General features: G+C 35.3%; 18 protein-coding genes and 1 tRNA gene. 9 read left to right on the top strand and 10 right to left on the bottom strand.

Going from position 1 to position 19,286, the window contains the following annotated elements; translation table 11 throughout:
- Positions 1-72: 72 nt before the first annotated feature.
- Together JCM9140_RS01500 and selB are read right to left on the bottom strand one after the other, a co-directional pair.
- Entirely contained in the window at positions 73-1,122 is a 1,050-nt protein-coding gene (locus JCM9140_RS01500) for a glycosyltransferase (protein ID WP_052001989.1), read from the bottom strand.
- Positions 1,097-3,007, bottom strand: a complete 1,911-nt coding sequence (gene selB, locus JCM9140_RS01495) for a selenocysteine-specific translation elongation factor (protein WP_034741384.1) — start codon at positions 3,005-3,007, stop codon at positions 1,097-1,099. The genes JCM9140_RS01500 and selB overlap by 26 nt, the downstream gene beginning before the upstream one ends.
- 154 nt (positions 3,008-3,161) lie before the next feature.
- Between selB and JCM9140_RS01490 the strand changes: the two genes are divergently transcribed.
- Positions 3,162-3,488 (top strand): hypothetical protein, encoded by a 327-nt coding sequence (locus tag JCM9140_RS01490; protein ID WP_034741381.1) that lies wholly within the window; start codon positions 3,162-3,164, stop codon positions 3,486-3,488.
- A 42-nt stretch (positions 3,489-3,530) separates the two neighbouring features.
- On the opposite strand, the gene JCM9140_RS23470 is transcribed toward JCM9140_RS01490, so the two are convergent.
- Positions 3,531-3,683 carry a hypothetical protein gene (locus JCM9140_RS23470; RefSeq protein WP_166485442.1) on the bottom strand — a complete coding sequence of 51 codons (153 nt, stop codon included), beginning with the start codon at positions 3,681-3,683 and terminating at the stop codon, positions 3,531-3,533.
- 217 nt (positions 3,684-3,900) lie between these two features.
- On the opposite strand from JCM9140_RS23470, the gene JCM9140_RS23465 reads away from it, so the two are divergent.
- On the top strand, positions 3,901-4,047 hold the full coding sequence (locus tag JCM9140_RS23465) for a hypothetical protein (RefSeq protein ID WP_156314711.1): 147 nt from the start codon (positions 3,901-3,903) through the stop codon (positions 4,045-4,047).
- A 79-nt stretch (positions 4,048-4,126) separates the two neighbouring features.
- On the opposite strand, the gene JCM9140_RS01485 is transcribed toward JCM9140_RS23465, so the two are convergent.
- Positions 4,127-4,846 (bottom strand): YebC/PmpR family DNA-binding transcriptional regulator, encoded by a 720-nt coding sequence (locus JCM9140_RS01485; protein WP_034741378.1) that lies wholly within the window; start codon positions 4,844-4,846, stop codon positions 4,127-4,129.
- A 258-nt stretch (positions 4,847-5,104) separates the two neighbouring features.
- Between JCM9140_RS01485 and JCM9140_RS01480 the strand changes: the two genes are divergently transcribed.
- Together JCM9140_RS01480 and JCM9140_RS01475 are read left to right on the top strand one after the other, a co-directional pair.
- Positions 5,105-5,425 (top strand): 2Fe-2S iron-sulfur cluster-binding protein, encoded by a 321-nt coding sequence (locus JCM9140_RS01480; RefSeq protein ID WP_034741376.1) that lies wholly within the window; start codon positions 5,105-5,107, stop codon positions 5,423-5,425.
- 229 nt (positions 5,426-5,654) lie between these two features.
- Positions 5,655-5,849, top strand: coding sequence for a hypothetical protein (locus tag JCM9140_RS01475; protein ID WP_034741372.1), 195 nt, complete (start codon positions 5,655-5,657; stop codon positions 5,847-5,849).
- A 148-nt stretch (positions 5,850-5,997) separates the two neighbouring features.
- On the opposite strand, the gene JCM9140_RS01470 is transcribed toward JCM9140_RS01475, so the two are convergent.
- The gene (locus JCM9140_RS01470; protein ID WP_034741368.1) at positions 5,998-6,531 is read right to left on the bottom strand and encodes a CBO0543 family protein; all 534 of its coding nucleotides are present in this window, start codon (positions 6,529-6,531) and stop codon (positions 5,998-6,000) included.
- 296 nt (positions 6,532-6,827) lie between these two features.
- Here JCM9140_RS01470 and JCM9140_RS23460 point away from each other — a divergent pair.
- The 3 genes from JCM9140_RS23460 to JCM9140_RS22230 all read left to right on the top strand — a co-directional run bounded on the left by JCM9140_RS23460 (position 6,828) and on the right by JCM9140_RS22230 (position 9,051).
- Positions 6,828-6,924: transfer RNA gene (locus JCM9140_RS23460), tRNA-Sec, on the top strand.
- 151 nt (positions 6,925-7,075) lie between these two features.
- Complete coding sequence (locus tag JCM9140_RS01465) at positions 7,076-8,059, top strand: tyrosine-type recombinase/integrase (protein WP_034741365.1); 984 nt, start codon at positions 7,076-7,078, stop codon at positions 8,057-8,059.
- Positions 8,060-8,136: 77 nt separating this feature from the next.
- A complete protein-coding gene (locus JCM9140_RS22230; protein ID WP_052001988.1) occupies positions 8,137-9,051 on the top strand; it encodes a PDDEXK family nuclease in 915 nt (304 codons plus the stop codon).
- On the opposite strand, the gene JCM9140_RS01455 is transcribed toward JCM9140_RS22230, so the two are convergent.
- Complete coding sequence (locus tag JCM9140_RS01455) at positions 9,048-9,224, bottom strand: hypothetical protein (RefSeq protein ID WP_156314709.1); 177 nt, start codon at positions 9,222-9,224, stop codon at positions 9,048-9,050. The genes JCM9140_RS22230 and JCM9140_RS01455 overlap by 4 nt on opposite strands.
- A gap of 108 nt (positions 9,225-9,332) precedes the next feature.
- Here JCM9140_RS01455 and JCM9140_RS01450 point away from each other — a divergent pair, with 108 nt between their 5' ends.
- On the top strand, positions 9,333-9,749 hold the full coding sequence (locus JCM9140_RS01450; RefSeq protein WP_052001987.1) for a hypothetical protein: 417 nt from the start codon (positions 9,333-9,335) through the stop codon (positions 9,747-9,749).
- Positions 9,750-10,002: 253 nt separating this feature from the next.
- Here JCM9140_RS01450 and JCM9140_RS01445 read toward each other — a convergent pair whose 3' ends face one another.
- The gene (locus JCM9140_RS01445) at positions 10,003-11,883 is read right to left on the bottom strand and encodes a UvrD-helicase domain-containing protein (RefSeq protein WP_052001986.1); all 1,881 of its coding nucleotides are present in this window, start codon (positions 11,881-11,883) and stop codon (positions 10,003-10,005) included.
- Between the two features lie 18 nt (positions 11,884-11,901).
- A complete protein-coding gene (locus JCM9140_RS01440) occupies positions 11,902-13,962 on the bottom strand; it encodes an ATP-dependent nuclease (RefSeq protein ID WP_034741356.1) in 2,061 nt (686 codons plus the stop codon).
- A 965-nt stretch (positions 13,963-14,927) separates the two neighbouring features.
- Here JCM9140_RS01440 and JCM9140_RS01435 point away from each other — a divergent pair.
- Positions 14,928-17,654, top strand: coding sequence for a hypothetical protein (locus tag JCM9140_RS01435; RefSeq protein ID WP_034741353.1), 2,727 nt, complete (start codon positions 14,928-14,930; stop codon positions 17,652-17,654).
- Between the two features lie 86 nt (positions 17,655-17,740).
- On the opposite strand, the gene JCM9140_RS01430 is transcribed toward JCM9140_RS01435, so the two are convergent.
- Together JCM9140_RS01430 and JCM9140_RS22225 are read right to left on the bottom strand one after the other, a co-directional pair.
- A complete protein-coding gene (locus tag JCM9140_RS01430) occupies positions 17,741-18,028 on the bottom strand; it encodes a hypothetical protein (protein ID WP_034741351.1) in 288 nt (95 codons plus the stop codon).
- Positions 18,029-18,042: 14 nt separating this feature from the next.
- On the bottom strand, positions 18,043-18,603 hold the full coding sequence (locus tag JCM9140_RS22225) for a DUF1643 domain-containing protein (RefSeq protein ID WP_052001985.1): 561 nt from the start codon (positions 18,601-18,603) through the stop codon (positions 18,043-18,045).
- Positions 18,604-19,286 lie beyond the last annotated feature (683 nt).

Here is a 19,286-nt window from a genome sequence, read left to right as displayed (position 1 = left end):
AACTCTCCACCTTTTTAGAAACTAATGTAGAAAAATCTACCACTTATTTTCTTTCTTGTAAAGAAATAACCATTACACATACGCCTTTGCTAAACAATGTTCATATACCTGAAGAAATTGTCTTATTTCTCTCTCAACAGAATGATGTTCCTCAACATACTTTTTTGCAAGCTGTACCATCTCTTGCTCTCTTTCTTGCCAAGCGAACAATTCGTTTACTTTCTCGTGGAACTCTTCTGGTGTCTGAAACAACATGCCTGTTAATTTATCAACAATTATGCTTTCATTACCTGGTATTTTACGGGCAAGAACTGGTTTTTCTAACTTCATCGCTTCAAGTAATGCAGAGGGTTGCCCCTCAGAAATCGATGTATTTAAGACATAATCGGCCGCTTCATATACAGTTGGCATCTCTTCAAATTCTATTTCCCTTTGGTACCGAAACCAACTGTGTTCTTTTTCAAGATTTTCAACTTTTTTATAGACGGCTTCATCTAGAACCGGTCCAATAATGGTAAACGTTAAATTCGGCCAAGTTTTTCTCATTTTCAATAGTTCATCAAACAAGAAAAGTACGTCTTTCACAGGTCGAAGTCCAGCAGGCAATAAAAAGTGAGGACTTCCAACCAACGTACCAATAGACGATTTCACTTTTTTCTTTTTCATTTCAACACTTTGAGCAATCACATAGATACGCTCTGCAAGATGAGGATAAGCTTGGACAATTTTATCCTTTCCATCTTTGCTAAAAACGGTAATGGCACATGATTCGTCTGCAACAGAAACCATCAACTTTACAGCTTCTGGATTTTTCAAGTCCTCATTAATATCCGTACCACCAGAAGTCAGGATATACGGCTTGTTTAGTTGAACATCTTTATGGCGTTTCATCCAGTGAGAAAAACGTTTTAGGTGGATAATATGAATGAGATCGACCTCTTGAAACAAACGCTCTGCCTCCTCATCCCATACCCGTTCCTCATAGGCAAAAACATGAACAGTTATTCCTTTTTCTCTTAACCCTTTTACTAAACGTTTGGCTGTCGTCGAATTTCCTCGACTTTGTCTGAAATATGGAGTAAATAACATCACTTTATCATTTGTTTGTGAGCCATTGTTCAACTTCTGTATCCCTCCATTTCCTCTCTTGTTCCTGGCGAACGGTCAATCCTAGCTTATCTAGTTTTTCTAAAAAAGGAACTAAATATTTCCGTGACAAGTTAGTCGATTCTTTCGCCTTTTTCAAACTAAAGTTCGAATTTGTATCGTTTCGCAATTTTTTCACAGCGTGTTGAAATGAATCTCTGTGGATCGAATATTTCTCATCAATTTGATATAACACATGCTGATGATGAAAGTAATATATAACTTCTTCATGAATCGCCTGTGGAAGTTGTTGTGCTTGTAGGTGCTCATTAAGCGCAGAAACTTGTAAGCCTTCCTTTTTAAGACTAAGCAAAAGCTGTTCTATTCGCTTCTTCCATTGCTCAGGCGGATGTGGACGATGATTAGGTAAGGCTGCAAAAGGACCAACAGCAATGATCCACCCTTCTTTAGAACCTTCATCAAACACCCATTCTATTAGTCGTTTCGGGTATGTATATGAATAGGTTTGAACCATTTCCGCCTTCTTTATCCCTTCACGCATTGGAAAATTATGATGGTAACGTTCCAGTTCAACCTGTATCGCTTCTTTTAGAGAAAGGATGACCTTCTCTGTTGTTATTTCCTTTGAAGGTAACAGATGAAATTGTTGTTCGCTTTCTAACAACTTCAACACATCGTCTGTTGTCATCGTTAATGTTTTTGACGCATCAGAAAGCGCAATCGCTTTTTGTTCAAGGATTAATTGCTTCAATCTTTCTGATGGCGATGCAACCATTTTCTCTTTCAGCATTCGGATTGTTTCGTCACTGAATTTATATTTATCACCGTGTGCATCGATCACTTTCCCCCCACCGATTGTTTCGGTTGGTGTCGGTCTTCTAACGATAAATCGATCTCCTCTTCTCGTAACAACTGGCTCATCTAATCGTAATTGACAAACGATTTGCTCATTGCCTTCAACCAACTCATTACGATCAAAAAAAACGATTTTCCCGTAAACTTCTGCCGTTCCAATATGTACTTTAATGGCTCCTCTTTGTTTAACTGGAAACGAAATCTTCTCAACAGTTGTAAGAGCAACATCAATCGTTTGAGTTGTCTCATAATGTCCAGTGGCTACGAGCGTGTTTCCTCGAGTAATGTCATTTTTGGAGACACCTCCGACATTAATCGCAACGCGTTGACCTGCTCGCCCACTTTCTCTGGCTTGATGATGTACTTGAATTTGCCTTGCTCGAACTGGGATTCGTTGTGGCAATAAATCAAGAACATCTCCTTCCTTCACACTTCCTTCATAAACGGTTCCTCTAACAACGGTCCCCTGCCCATGTATCGTAAACACTTGGTCAATAGGCAACCGAAAAGCTCCAGTAGCATCACGACCTTGCCTTCCAGAAAGTTCCGTTTCGATTCCTTTTTTTACATCGTCCATTCCAATCTGGTGAAGACTATCCACAAAAAACAATTGGCTTTGTTCTAAAAAAGTTCCTTCAATTGCTTCTCTTATATCTAACTCAACAATTTCTTTTATCTCATCGTCAACACGGTCCATTTTCGTTACAATGATGATGCCCTTATCAATTCCGAGCAATTGTAAAATATCGATATGTTCCTTTGTTTGAGGCATAACCCCTTCATCAGCTGCAACTACAAGCATGACTAAGTCAATTCCAGCAACTCCTGCTATCATTTGTCTAATAAAACGTTCATGTCCTGGTACATCAATAAGAGATACTTCCATCTCATCATTTATTTTAAATGGAGCATATCCTAATTCAATCGATATGCTGCGCTCTTTTTCTTCCTTTAACCGGTCTGTATCTACATTGGTAAGCGCTTTCGTCAGTGTTGTTTTACCATGATCAATATGACCTGCCATTCCAATTGTATAATGATTCATGAATTCAAATCCCTCTTTCAAGTAACCAAATTGTTTAAGTGTCTATAATCATACTATAAGGAATATCTGAAAAACAAAGAAAAAGCGATGTGAATGGTCTATATTGATTTCGCACAGGCTACTATTAATTCAAATAAAAGGGGGAATCACCTTTATGAAAAAAATAGAAATATTAGAGAAAATTGAGTTGCTTACAACAAAATCTGATCGTTATGAAGTGTTTGTTCTTCCTAGACCACCGGAAGAGTTTGGGGATGGAGTGAAACTTTATTTTGATAAAGCTGATAAAACCTATACAGCTGAAGTTTTCGACCCTGATACGAAAGAAGTTTTTACCGAAAAAACATTTACAGACATTCATAGTACATACACCTTTATCACCAATGTCCTTGAACCGAAAGTGGATAAACAAAATAAACAAAGCGATTATATTGACCTTGATATAGGTGAATCAACGTTAAGCAATGATCATGATTGTTAACTAATTAACATGGGTCTGCCTAAAAATCCGGCAGCCCACTTTTTAAGAAATAATTATCCTTTTTATCCCCTCTAGCCAATTTTTGTAGCATTCTTGGCAAAGAGCCTTATCTACGTGTTCATTTTGGTGAATAAAGACTCCATGACTAAATCGTTCCTCAACTTCATCATGACAATAAAAACAATGTTCTTCCATATTTCATTCCTCCTGAAGTTCGTTCATTTTAGCTTAACCAATTGCTCCAGATAGTAGATCACATAATTTTTTGTCTTTACACCATTACATTCAAGGAAATGAAACAGCTGGAAAATTTCTGATCACCTACAGTCATAGTCCAGGCCGAAAACGACATATGCATGTTCATAGTTGCGCTTAACCCCGTTTTACAATTTAGAAAGGAGGACATCTGTAAATGTTCAATGACGACTCCCGAAAGAAAGAATTAAAAATCCTGTTAAGGAAAAAAAAGAAGCGTGAGCAACGTGACTGGAGATTAACGATGAAACGACTTAGGAAATTTCAGAGTGATGTGTTAAATCACAAAGCGAACCGTGAGTAAACGGTTATCTTACGAACTTGCAAATAAAAAGGAGTGAGCCAAATGGAATTTCCTTGGCTCACCCCAAAACAATCCTATTTTATTGATTTAGATCTACATTATGATACACTTGCTGAACATCTTCTAAATCTTCTAGTGCATCAATTAATTTTTCAAATTGAGTTTGTGCCTCTTCTGGAAGGGCCATGTCATTTTGAGCAAGCATCGTTAATTCTGCTACTGTGAATTCTGAAACGCCTGCATTTTTACAAGCTTCTTGGACTTCGTGGAATTGCTCAGGTTCTGCATAAACAATAATCGCATCCCCTTCACTTATGATATCCCGAACATCGACATCAGCTTCTAATAATAATTCAAGAACTTCTTCTTCCGATTTTCCTTCAAGTCCAATAACTGCAGTCGCATCAAACATAAAGGAAACCGAACCACTTACCCCCATGTTCCCCCCATTTTTCTTAAAAGCAGATCGAACTTCAGCGGCTGTGCGGTTCACATTATTGGTTAACGCATCTACGATGACCATTGATCCATTTGGACCAAAACCTTCATAACGTAATTCATCGTAATTTTCTTCTGATCCGCCTTTAGCTTTTTCTAACGCACGATCAATAATGGCTTTGGGTACACTATATGTTTTTGCACGTTCAAGTACAACTTTTAATGCTCGGTTAGATTCAGGATCTGGCTCCCCTTGTTTAGCGACGACGTAAATTTCACGACCGAACTTAGCATAAATTCGACTCGTATTCGCATCCTTTGAAGCTTTTTTCTCCTTAATGTTATTCCACTTACGACCCATACTGAACACTCACTTTCGACTCTAATTGTTTCTATCAGCATTACTCTAACTAATTCCTTTTTTGCCTCTTATATTATACTATAGTTCCTTCCTTCTTTTCGAATTCTATTCAAAATAATGTGTTATTAATTTTTAAATATGAGGTGCCGTAACCCGAAACCTGTAAATGAACGACAAACTATTTATAATATAGTAGACTAGTTAGTAAGAAACTGGTTTAAACTAACACATAAACCATTATAAAGGAGATGTATTCTTTTGCCTACGATACACGTTGAAGGAAAATCGTTTCAAGTTGAAGAAGGAAAAAAACTCGTACTCGCTCTTGAGGACAATCAAGTCGATATTTTGCATCGTTGCGGAGGGAATGCAAGATGTACAACCTGTCGCATTGAAGTGATTGAAGGAAACCCTGGTCCAATCCAAGATGCAGAAGCAGCCATACTAGATGCAAAAGGATACCGTGAGGAGAACATAAGACTTTCATGCCAAATTCGAGTTCAATCTGATTTAACCATAAAACCTATTATGACAGCTTCAGAATCTGGTATGGAAGCGGGTAAGCGCCCACAAGATTAAACAAACCGATGAAATGCGCAGCTTTACTTGCTGTGCATTTTTTTGTTGTGATACATGTGAAAGCTAAGAAAATTACATATATGACAAAAACCTCCCCTTTCCCACTCACTTTTTGTTCCCTTTTGCGATAACGTAGGGAGAAATGTGGAGAAGTTTATGCAGGAGATTCTTATTTTTCGAGAAATTAGTTAAGAAGAAGAATAAACAAAACGAAAGGTGGTCGCTGTTTGTGAACCGAGACTTAAGCTTACAACAAATCGCTGAAGCTATGACAAAATCATTATTAAATGCATCAGAAAAAGATTTAGAAGGGTTCCAAAAAATTGTAGATGCGACAGTTGAACTAAGGGAAGCGCACAAAGACTTACAAAAAATGGTCCAACAATATTCGTCTTCTTCAATAAGAAACATTACTTCCTCATAGTGAGATAGAGTTGGAATCCTGAGGGTATATTTATACCCTCTTGGGTTACGACTTATATACCCGTTCTTAGGTAAAGTTGAATCAAGGATGAGCTCGCTAATCGATTTCCTACATTCTCTCTTTTATGAAGCCCGCCTGTTGCTTTTCATTATGATCTATAATTTGGTCTATCCTCAACAGGTAGATGTACAGGAACATCAAACAACCAAAGGAACCCAACACAGACTAATGCAAACAGTACATAGGTTAACAAAGGTTTTTTAACATGCAACCTTAGTAAAGGAAACATGAAGAATAGAGCTACGATCGACCATCCAAGCGTCCATCCATATGCATATTCAATATGTCCAGTCAAAGTAAAAACGAATTCCCAAATGCCATAAATAGCAATCCATTGTAAAGTATGAAGAAGTTGTTTTACTACTCCTTTTTCAGGGTAGTTACCTAAAAAAAGTAAACCCGTTGCTGGAAACACGATAAAACTATAAAGCAGTTCCGTCAAAGTATGGTTAGAAATAAAGTCAGCATCCATACGCCACAAAAAGTAATTTGCCGTTAGAAAATTATAAACCAAGTTCCCCAGAGCAAAAAACAACAATGTAGAATGGTACTTTTTCCAATCACTCCATTTTCCCCAAATAAATACAGAAATGATACTAATGATAGCAGTAAGTACGTGCACAAATTTTCATCCTTTGATCCATAGTAATTATTCGTATAGTTAGTATGTGCTCGTAAAGCGAATTTATCTAAGTAATAAAAGGTAAAAAAATGTAACGTAATCTTTTTAAACTGTGTCATCTTCATTTGTTTGAATAGTGTTTCGTACAAATTCATCATGACTAATGCGTATCGGAAAACAGGTGTTCATCTACAATCCAAAAAGTACCGAGTGATTATGGTTGAATTGTAAGGAGAGTTTCCGTATAATAAACCGTGTTAAAAAGAACGAAGAAACATTGACTGAATAAAGATTATGGGGCTGGCTGTGACACTGGTGTTCGCCACGGTCTTCAAAACCGCTTGGGAGGCGCGTGCCGTCTCCGGTAGGTTCGATTCCTACACAGTCCCGCCAAACTAAGGTTTTTCATTGATCTTACATATAACGGGTACCACGGTTTCAACGTCGGTTTTGAGGGTGACCTCGGCAGACCGATTAGCGAGACCGTTATGGGAAAACGTCGTCTTTAGCCTTCTACTAACAAATAAGTAGGAGGTTATTTTTTATGTCCAAAAAACCTGATATGAGAAAGTTCCGTCGTTCTTCCACAAGTCGCAGTACTATTAAAAAAAATGATATGACATTATCGCTCTCTGAAATGTTTGAGAGATTTATGTTATTCAAAGAAACTGAGGGTCTTACTAAACGAACACTTGATGATTACTACACTCACTACAACTATCTAATGGATTATATAGGTGAGGACCTAGTCGCAGAGCAGCTAAATCTAGACCTATTCAGGGGGTATATAGGCTTTATGCTCCACGACAAGGAATCATCCCCAGTAACCGCTAACGTTCGAATTAGGACCATCCGTGCATTCCTACGCTATTGTTTTATTGAAGGGTGGATTGAAGATCCCATACATGAACGTTTTAAGCCTGTGAGAACAAAAGAAGATACATTGGAATCCTTTACTCCTAATGAAATAAAGTTACTACTTAACGCGATTGATGATACAACATACAAAGGTTTTCGAGACAAGGTAATTGTTTATGTCTTACTAGATACGATGGTTCGTTGTTCTGAATTAATTAAAATCAAACGAGAGAACGTTGATTTAAAGGCTGGTACGATTCAATTAGAACCTCACGAAACCAAGTCAAAACGAGCTCGTATTGTCCCTCTGTCATCCAAAACACTGCGTCTATTAAAAGAATATATAGGAATCACTGAGGCATTTGAAGCTGAGCATCTTTTCTTAACATTTGAAGGAACTCAACTATCTGATAGAACCATAAGATGTAATTTACGTGACTGGGGTGACCTTGCTGGTATTAGTAATAAAAGAGTCTCTCCTCATACTTTCAGACATACTGGAGCTCTCTTCTATATATTAAACGGTGGCGATCCATTCTCTCTTCAAAAGATTCTTGGTCACTCTGATATGTCTATGGTTCGTAAATACATTCAAATGACGGATACGGATGTGAAGCGGCAGCATAACGTGTTTTCACCTATTAGTAGAGTGTTCAGCAAAGTGAACTGATCTAGTGTCCTATGTAAGTAGATCGGTACTCCATCTTACATGAGAATAGAATGACTAATATGAGCGGAGGGTTCAATTTGAAAAAAATATTGATTTGTGTTCAATGTGGTAGCCCATTTACAGCTACCAATTACGAGGTGCGAACAGGCAGAAAATATTGCAGCCGTGATTGTAGTCATAAGTCCAGAGATAAAAAAGTGACAATTAACTGTGTTCAATGTGGAGAAGAAAAGAAGTATTCTCCTATCTATATAAAGCGCGGATCTAAATATTGTAGTTCCAAATGTAGAAATGAGGCTATGCAAATCACTTTGGCATGCGAGGTTTGTAAAAAGCATTATACACTCGGAAAACGTTTCAAAGACTCGAAATATTGCTCACAGGAATGTACACACGAGGCACAGAAAGACCAAGTGGAAATTACCTGCCCGAATTGTAACGAGTCTAGGATGGTTCAGAGAGCTCACTCTGAGCGTAAATACTGCAACCGCGAGTGCATGCACGAACATTACAGGCGCTTTCGAGTTTTTAAGGAATGTGAGTGCTGCGGTGAAGAATTCGAAATAGTCCCAAGTAGAAAAGATGAGGCCCACTACTGTTCACAAAATTGCGCAGCTGCCATGAATATGCAGAAAGGTAAAATTGGACTATGGGGATTTGCTAAACAACATAAGCGTCAAGACTTAGGTGTGAGATTTCGAAGTTCTTGGGAAGCTAATTATGCACGGATCTTAAACGCTCAAGACATCCCATGGGAGTTTGAACCGACTCGTTTCAAGCTATCTGATGGCTCCATCTATATACCCGATTTCTATTTAGGTAATAATCACTATGTCGAAGTTAAAGGTTGGTGGACTGAATTATCACAAGCAAAAGTAGCCCTATTTCTTAAGGATTACCCTGAAATTCACTTGGAGATCATAGACAAAGATAAATATAAAATATTGGAGAATAGTTGGAAAGAAAAGATAGAATTTTGGGAGAGTTATTAAAAAATGATGAGGTCAGCCTGTTTTTCGGGCTGACCTTTTTTATTAGTAATCACATTAACCTCAATTTGTTGAGCAAGGTTAGATAAATCATATACCGATTCATAATTGTATTTACTCGTAAAAGGGATTGCTACACAAGCTCTCCCTACTGTACATTTATATATAAATTTCATTTCCTCTTGCTGGATAGAATTTAGATATATCCACTTCCAAATTTTTATAATGGACAACTTCTAATGAACTGCTTAGCTTTGAAAAAACGTTCATTAGGAGGAAGAAAAATGGCATATGAGCATGGTTTGTCAAATACACGATTACACAGTATATGGAGAAAAATGAAACATCGCTGCAGTAATCCTAATAGCTCTAGATATAGTAGCTATGGTGGCCGAGGAATTAGCTTAAGTCCTGAATGGGAAAATGATTTCATGGCGTTTTACACTTGGGCTATCCAAAACGGATATGAGGATCACCTTACCATCGAAAGAATCAATGTAAATGGTAATTACGATCGTTCTAACTGTAGTTGGATTACAATGAAAGACCAAGGTAGGAATAAGCAGAATACCTTATATGTTGAATTTAACGGTTATAAGAAGCCTTTAATTGAATGGGCCGAAGACTTTAATATCCCTTACAAGACATTAACTACTAGATACTATCGTGGCTGGCGGGATGAAAGACTATTTAAAAGGTAAGTTGAAAAGGTGTAAATTATTATCAATTAATCCTAAGTCAAAAGACAGATCAACCTTTGTTGCGATTGATGTTAAACTGTATAGTATTAAATTGAATTTAAACCTGCTTACTGTTGTTATCTCTATTTCATAATTAATTAAATTATAACCCCAAAAAGCTTGGATTTTATATGGCCGCAAGCTTTTTTGGGTTAATTACAAGGATACATTAATAGTGCCTAATATATTACAGCATGATATACCTTCAACATTATTAAATTATTTTAATTTCCCATCCAAATTTAGAGGATTTATCAACAATATATTTTAAATTATCACCTAATATTTTTCCTTCCACCGCAACACATACTAAATGAGTAGGTCTACTTAGAGCAACATACGATATTTTCAAAGCTTTTTTTGTAGCTTGTTGTAGACCTCTATCAAAGCCTGTTGACATATAATCAATATGATCCCCAGTTAAATATTCAAAAATTAGATCTACTAAATTATAAGTAACCTCATCTGGTGTGAATTTAAATTCTGTAATACTTGAATCAATTAACAATGTAGCCTTATGAGTTTCTCCTTTTACAGCATGGACTGTTCCAAAAAACAATTCCTCATTACTAATTAATTCTTTCTTACTAGATTCACTTGATGTATATGTTTGAAAAGTAGATTGTGATTCTTTAGTAACTAATGCGACCATATCTGCATAATTTAATTCTACGGTTTCTGTCGGACAAAAATGTTTTATAACCTCGTTAAAAACAGCAATTAGTAATTCCGTATTCACGTCGGAATAGACTCCATTATTGTTAATTACTTCTTTCAATATAAGAGCTATATTCGATTTAAGTTCTATTAACTCTGAACTTAATAATGCCTTTAAATCTTTTAAAGAAATCTGTTGTGTTAATCTATTAGATTTCAAGCTAGAGTAGAAACCCTTTACGATTATATTATATAGAAGCCTAATTATACTTTCTGTTCTAATCTTAACATTTTGGGGCTTATCATAACTTTGTTTATACTGCTTTAGATGAGCATGCTCTGATCCAACAACAGCAATTTTTCTTTTACTCCTCTTAAAACTTTCGTTTCTAGAATACAATTCATTTACTAATGACAAATAGGTTGGAATAACATCGCTTTTATCATTATAAATTAATAAATGTGGCTTAAAGGAATTCACCTCTGGATTACCATTAAAACTACTATATTCCTCTATACAAGTTGTCTTTAGTATCTTTGCAATAGAATTACCAAACCTAGTGCTATTTGATAATTCTATTGAATCAAACATACCTTTCTCTTCATACGGAACCCATGCATCTATGGAGTTGTGATCATACATATTATACAGAGATTGATAAGGATCCCCATATCTTTGAAAATTAATTTCATTTAGGTTAATAATTTGATTTAACAGATCAAATTGAATGATAGATGTATCTTGTGCCTCATCTAAAATAACCCAAGCAAATCTTGAACTAAAAGCTAATCTGATTTGTTCTATGTGTTTTTCAATATACCACTTAGCCAACGATAAGGTATCATTATGTCTAATCTCTCCATTTGAAATTATATCTACTAAACTATTTAGAACAATTCTTTCATTGCTATAATGGCAGTCTGACATAAGAGTAATTTTATTATCTTGTGTAAAAACTAGATAACTGCTTTTCATTTTAGAAATAGGTGCTCTTCCCCGATAATTATCTGTTCTATAGTGTTCAAATTTAATTTTAAACCTTTCTGTATAGTCATCTTCTTCTAATAATGCGGGAGTTTTCTCTGTAAAAAGTGCTTGATAAGCCTTGTATGAAAAGAAATAATTGAAAAATTCATGTATAGTACCAATAAAATGAGGGTAAACTATATTATTGATTCCAACTCTCTTAAGCTGAGTCCTTATCTCATCAACCGCAACATTAGTATGAGTTATTATACATATACCCCTGCCTGTAGTGACTACTTGAAGAAGATAAGCAAACTTTGCAATTAATACAGTTGTTTTTCCACTTCCAGGTCCAGCAATTATATTCGCACTCCCTTCTGAAAAAATAACTTGCTTTTGTTCTTCTGTAAACGAACTTCCCTTCGGCAAAAGCTGCCGTTCTATGTACTCTATAAACTTCTGTTCTTCCAAAATATTAATCCTCCCCTGTTACCTAGGTTCAGTTACATTATATATTGCATCAACTATATATTTTAAAAAGGGGTCACTGCTAATAGTTTGTCCAAGAGCTTCCTTCTCATTATATATTAGTGAAGCTAGTTCTTGCGCTACTAGTGCTTTAGAAACTACCTTTTCGTTTAAAGGTTTAAATATTAAATAACCAACTTTCTTTTGCTCCACTTCCTTGTCGGATATTAATCCCACTATACTATCAAGCTTTTGTTTATTAGTAGTATTGTAAGGGTGCTTATATCTGCTCTCATGAATAGCTGTTGCTAGATGTTTTTTTAACGAACTTAGTGCCAACATAAATTCTAACGTCCAATGTTGAGCTACAAAGACTTTTAAATTAGCATCGTTTTCATATTTTTCTTTCAAAGATTTAATTCGATCTTCTTCCAATTGAGTAATATATTCTGCCTTAATTTGTTTTTTAGTACTCTTTTCTAAGACATTATCAATTATAGATGCTTCATCTAAATCAAAAGCTTCATGTAATGCCTTTTTCAAATCAGAGACTTTCTGAAAACTTGTTATATTTAAATCTTCATAACTAAATTTATCATCAATTCCACACTCATTTAGTATTTCAAGCAAGTGATCCTGACTTTCTATCAAATATTCGAAAAAATCCTTATTTTCTTCAGAATAATATTCAAACGGCTTAATATCTGAGTCTGTTATTAATGATACTGGTAGATTTAACGATGGAAATCCTAAATCATACCAATTTTGAGATCTAGAAAATATCTTCGAATACCTTTTAAAAGCCGTACTCCCAAGATTAACAATTGATACACCATACTTGTGCAATGGCCTTCCGATTGCTTCAGCAATAGCAGGTATCAATAAGTTTTCAGCATCCCCCTCAACTAAAATTACACCTTTTGCAAAGAATAAATTACTTTTTGTTACGTCAAGAAACCTCTCTAAAAACCTATAATCATCTATATCAAGTTTAGTGTGTTCTTCTGATAATGGATAAGCAAAACCATTATGCATCAATATTAAATGCTTAAGAGATACTGATGCAGCTAAGCTTGTGCTATGTGTCGTTAAAATAAATTGACCATTCGAATGCTCTTTTAATAGAGTTTCTTGTAGATATTTAACCAACCTAAGTTGTGCTTGCGGGTGCAGATGTGCTTCTATTTCCTCTATTAGCGTTAATGACGGTCCGAGAGTTTCTCTATTGTTTAACAATAGCAATTCTGCAGCTATAAATAGTAAATTTAAACTGCCTAAACCAGATATATTTTCCTCTAATGTTAAAGCCAATTTTCTAAGTATAGTATTTAACTTTGCAGGTGATACTTCAAAACTTGGATTATGTGAATCTTGCGTTTTAGGGAAGAATTCATTTAGATATGAAATAAGCTCTTCTCGAATACTTTCTTCCTGATGAGATGTTTTCGAGTCAAAATATTCTTCTATCTGCTTATTGGCACCACTCAATATATCTTCAAGTACATGAAGTTCACCTTCATTAACCTTAAACGCTGAATGCCCTTGTAAAATCTGGGCTAATCGTGATTTTAGACCTGGACGTAACTCACTTTCAGCATCTCTCAAAGGTTTTAAATAGGTTGTCTTAAGAAGTTCTCTTGCTGTGCCATCCAAATTTAAATCAGCATTCTTAGGACCTGCCTTAATACTTCTTTCAAATCTATTTGCGATATATCCATTTTTAACTTTTCTTACATCTAACCTTACTTGCAGTTCGTATTCTCCACAACCATTAAAAGATAACCATTCCAAATAAACTCCTGCTTCTTGAGCACTGAGATCTGTAAAAAGACATTCAATCCTAAAATAATCTACTGAACTCTGTTGATCACTATAGAAGTCTTCTTCAGAAATCCGAGGATTATCCATACTCATTGTTCCTAAAGTTAAACGAATAGCATCAATTATTGCAGTTTTTCCCGAATCATTTTCACCAATAATCAAATTGAAATTTTTGTTGAATTTAATAAGTAACCCAGGATCACCATTTTCTTTTTCCTTAAACTTCCTAAAATTATAAATCTCTAATTCTTTTAAGAACATATGTGCCTCCACTCAGAAAATAAAATCTATATATAATTGTATTATAACTTACAAATTTTCAATAAAAACGAAATCCAAGCAGTTTTTTCTACAATTTATGCCTCTAACCAATGGTTAAACTAAGTTCAATACAAAACAAATTTATAAAATAATAACAATTGAAAGGCGCTGAAAATTGAAAATATCGCCTCTTGAAGTAAACGTCGGGTGGGTTGGTGACTTGTAAGTTTAGTATATTTATTGCTGGGACTAGCTAGAAACGATGTATTATCAAGGAAAAGATTGTGTTTTTTCGAAGCGGAGAATTGTGAAGATAGCAGTGACAAATCAAAGCTATGTTATGCACTTACGCATATTTATGTAATTATTTTAACAACTCAAATGTCTTCTGCTGATGGAAAACAACATATCTCCCTAATAGTTAAGTAACACAGTAATGTTAGGGGGTTTTCTCAATTCATTAAAAAACAATAATGCGGGTGAGGGTAATACTACTTTTTAACGTATTATCAACATTCGCGTTACATAAGCTAACATTTAGAAAAATTACCCCTCTACTATATAATATAGGTACTTTTTACATTCTTCGGTATGATACTAAAAAATAGTTATGGTAATTTCTGTTGTGAATATTTCTACTAATTAATTTCCATCTTCAAACTTCCTAAATTCTCATTCTAATTTAATTGTAACTCGTGTAGGTGCTCTTCTCTTTACTTAATGTACAACTTGACCTTATTACCCAGATAGGCCGTTTGACTACTGTGAGGCTTTTAATGCTTCTCCCAGTAGCGCTTGAAAACCGTTAGTGATAGGTGCCCATCCCTCTACTTTTTTAATTACTCAACAATTTCCCATCGCATATATAGATCTGGTAAACATCCCCTATTGAATTTCTTTTGTTAAATGGTTGTTTTTGTATCGGCAATTAAACGCCACAAAAAAACCATTACGGAGGAATAACAATGACCACTATAAAATGTTCTATAGACAAGATAAATTCTTTCAACCAAAAGCCTGAACGCAACATGATACCCAAGATACAGGAATCTATTTTAAATGGACAATCTGAATATACAGTCATTGAGTTAGCCAACTACATTGAACGTGGACATTCATTTTGCCCAAGTGTATTTAAGGAATTAAACGGGAAAATCAGTAGAAAAAATGAGAACTGGGCAGGGACGCAAATCATTGCGCTTGATTTTGATGGTGGTTTATCACTTGAAGACTTTAAGAGTATTTGTAAGGAGTTCAGTATAGACCCCACATTTATCTATTACACGTTTAGCCATCACCATAGTGAAAAAGATAAGTTTCGTGCGGTATATGTTCTAAATGCATTTATCGAAGACATGCGAATCTTTAATTTTATTCAAAAAGCCTTAAGTGTGGTATTTGATAACAATCAAGATGCTGCTGCTAAAGACCCAGCACGTCTTTTTTATGGTGCTAGTTCACTTGCAAGTGACATTGATTTAAACAAGTTGCTGCATATTGAGGATTTACCACAAATGGTCTACGCTAAATTAAAGAGGAAATGCCCAAGCCAATTTAGTAGGGAAATGAAGACATTCTGTCAAGAAACTGCATTGAATCAAGTTAATAACACACCAGCAGTTTTTGTCGAAAACGCACTTACCTCTATATATAATACTAAAGAGATGAGCACGAATTCGACAAATATGGGACCTATTAAGATCACTACTTTAAATAGGTCCAACATCTATTTTCATTTCTCAGTACCCGAAGACAAACTTTGTCTCGGAATAGGTAAAAAGAAATCTAAAAAATATAAAGTGGAGAACCAAAAAGTCAAATTTGCTTCCGAACAACGTGTAAAGCTAAATGAACTGGCTAATAAATGTCAACTAGTTCAATCGCTTGAAGAAGGTGCATGGTTATATCATGATGAGATTACACACTTAGGAATGAACTTTGTACATGCTCGAGGTGGCAAGAAAAAATTGATTGATTCTCTTTACTTAAATGAGAATCATATCGCTTCTGACAAACCTGAGTCGTTTAAAATCTATTGTCAATTCTTCACCAATAGTAACTACCAACCTTCTCGCTGCAAACCAAGAGGAATAGGTAATACAGGATGTAGATTCTTCAATTCTTGTGATCGTAGTGGTGTAAATATCCTTCAACAATTAGATGTGAAAAAAGGAAAAATTAAACGAGTGAAAAATGAAGTTAAAATCCCTCTAATTGAAGGTGAGACGAAGCTTGTTTCTGCTTTTTCGGAAGCCATCGCAGCACCTATTGATGGAACGATTCATGTAATAAAGGGGCCTACAGGTATCGGAAAATCGAGACTGTATTCAACTAACTCTTTGGAGAATTGTGCCATCGCTGTACCGAATCATAGGTTAGCAAATGAGATCTATAAGACCATTAAATCGGCACAACCTGATTTAAACCTCATCTACGTTCCTGAAAAACCCCAAACTACTCCTGAACTTGATAATCAAATTAATAGTTTGTATCAATTAGGGCTCTACAATAAAGCAAGTCAATTATTCAGTAACTACGCAAGACTTATCAAAACTGGTAAAAAAGAACCTCTATCAAAAGACCACCGAGTGGCTATTGAGGAGTACGAACGTATTACTGGTAATTTATGCACCGCTTCCACAATTATCGTCACTCATGAACGCCTTATGCTCCTCAAAGATTTGAGAAATATCGAGACAGTAATTATTGATGAAGATATTATTCAGACAGTCGTGAGAACAAAGACAATCACTAGTGGTGATCTTAACTTCGTGTATGATTTATGTCTAGAAAAGAATACCGATCAATCATCAATGAAAGCCTTTTTTGATTCAGTCAAATTATCGCCATTCGAACAATATAGAGATACACCAAGTAACACTGATATTATTAAGACTCTTGCTAATAAAATAAGTAAACTTGGGGGGGCGAAACTCAAATCAAATATCATTGATTTCCTAAGTTCTACTCATTTTATCAAACACAAAGATGGAAGCATAACGTATGTTTGCAATAGGAGCAATTTCCCTCTTAATAAAAGGTATATCATGCTTTCTGCAACAACTTCACAAGACATGATCAATTCAATATGGAAGAATAGAGTTTCCTTCCATGATATAGGTTCTATAAAAACAGAAGGAAGAGTCATCCTACACCACAATCGAAGTTATTCCCGTTCGTCATTGGAGACACTTAACTTCCGGGAATTCAGTAAACAACTTGAATTAAACCATACAGATGATTTAAAAGTAATAACATTTAAAAAATACGCACACCAATTCCAGAGCTCAGGATTTGAAATAGCAACTACCTTTGGTTCTACTACAGGATTAAATCAATTCGAAGGTGAGGATTTAATCATTGTTGGTACCCCGCATTTCCCTCCTTGCAAATATATTCTAACAGCTCTCACTCTTAATCTTGTCTCTCTAGAAAACAGTAACAATGATCAGTTTTTACAAACTATTAAGGTGGACAGAAACGAATTCCAATTTCAATTCTGTACTTTCGAAAATAGTGAAACACTAAGAAACATTCAGTTCTATTTTATAGAAAGCGAATTAGTTCAAGCAATTGGTCGATCACGGTTGCTTCGAAATAACGCAACAGTCCATTTATACAGCAACTATCCTGTACCTGGATGTATTCTCTTAGGTGAAATCACACCAAACAACACTTTAATAGCATCTTAGTTACTACACTCGTTAATGTACGAGTGTTTTTTTATTACCCAAATGTTTATGGCAGACTAAATACGAGGATGAGGACACTGACAACATCAGTATATTTTTCCATCTGGTTTACCTTCGCCTTTTAAAAGGCTCTCCATAATGCAATCCTGGCAGCTTAGTTCATCTTTAGTAGGTAGTTTTTTGCCACATTCTTCACATGTTTGATCTTCATTGTAAATAATTAACTCATCAGAAACATGCTGTTTAGTATCTTCCTCCATTACGTCTTTATGTAGCCAATAATCAGATCCTGTAGCTGGATCGATTCCTTCTCGACCCGTTCTTGCTGGGCGAACTGTTCTAATAAGCTTTCTAGGTTTCTTATCATCCCTCATAAAATCCTCCTTTTTTAACTACTACTCTTCATATACGCAAAAACGTTGCAATCTTCTATTCTAGAAACAGACCATTGATCCCTCCATAACAATCCGTGTCTTGGATAGCCATCTTTGGTTAAATCACCCACTACTCTAATTTGACCACAGGATTTCATAACGAGTTGGTGAACTTCTCGAGACCTTTTATTGTAGTATGCTTTTTTAATATTACTAGGATTCCCCCATCCAATTATCACTGTATCACTTAGGTTAAGTTCATTGGTAATGACGTAATTATTCTTTTCTCCAACTATTTCATCATATCGATAATTGTTCAATTCCTCTGGATCTGTTGCACGGAATGCAAAAAGGTTTAAATAACTTACAATTGTAAATCCTTTTTCTCTTGCCCAGTTTTCAACCCTTCGGACTGTTGCATCGGTTGTATATTCATCTGCTGTAGATGGATTCTTTTGTAACACTACGAGCTTCTTAGCTCCTGTTACTTCAGGTGCAATCCTAACTTCAAGAACATATCGGTAGCGAGCATCTGTACTTATGTCACAACGTATTACATTTCTTATCTTTTTCAAGAATGATCACCTCGATTGGATCTTATATTTTACAAATATATGCTCATACAACCATCACTAGTACCTTAAGCGTCTAAGGGTATTAGCGTGTTATTAACATTCGATTCTGATTCGAGTTATCCTTTATTTGGCTACTAATATATCCACGCCATTTACGCCACATTGACCATCTACATTTGAACAAGCTACAATTTATCTAGAAAGAGGTGTTTCAGCTTTACGTACGGCAAACAACTATAGATTATGACCTTGAATACAACTCTGATAAAAAGGATGTATCTATCCGTTGAATGGTTAATGGTGTGCAAGTGACTGTTCCATATGGAATAAATGAGGAACAATTGCAACAGATCCTACATAGAAAAGCTGCATGGATTCTTAATAAATGGAATGCTTTTAATGAAATCATAGACAGGCTGTAAACCCATGTCACATTCTTAACTTAGAAATAATTTGATAGTATAGTAAGAGAAACAGTTTGCCCTATGTTACGAATACTAATCAAAAAAACAAAATTGTTACTGGATTAGATAATTCATAAAATTGGTTACTTCTTTTAACATATAGGGGGTTTTTCAAAACGACAAAAAAGACAGCTCTCTCTGAGGGAAACGCCGTCTTTTAGCTATTTATTAATAGTTTTTATAAATTAGTTGAGTGGAAAAAAATATCATCCTATTATT

This window comes from Halalkalibacter wakoensis JCM 9140 (assembly GCF_000513095.1).
Classification (GTDB): Bacteria; Bacillota; Bacilli; order Bacillales; family Bacillaceae_D; genus Halalkalibacter; species Halalkalibacter wakoensis.
The sequence above is the reverse complement of the archived record's forward strand: the minus strand, read 5'-3'. Positions and strand labels throughout refer to the sequence as shown.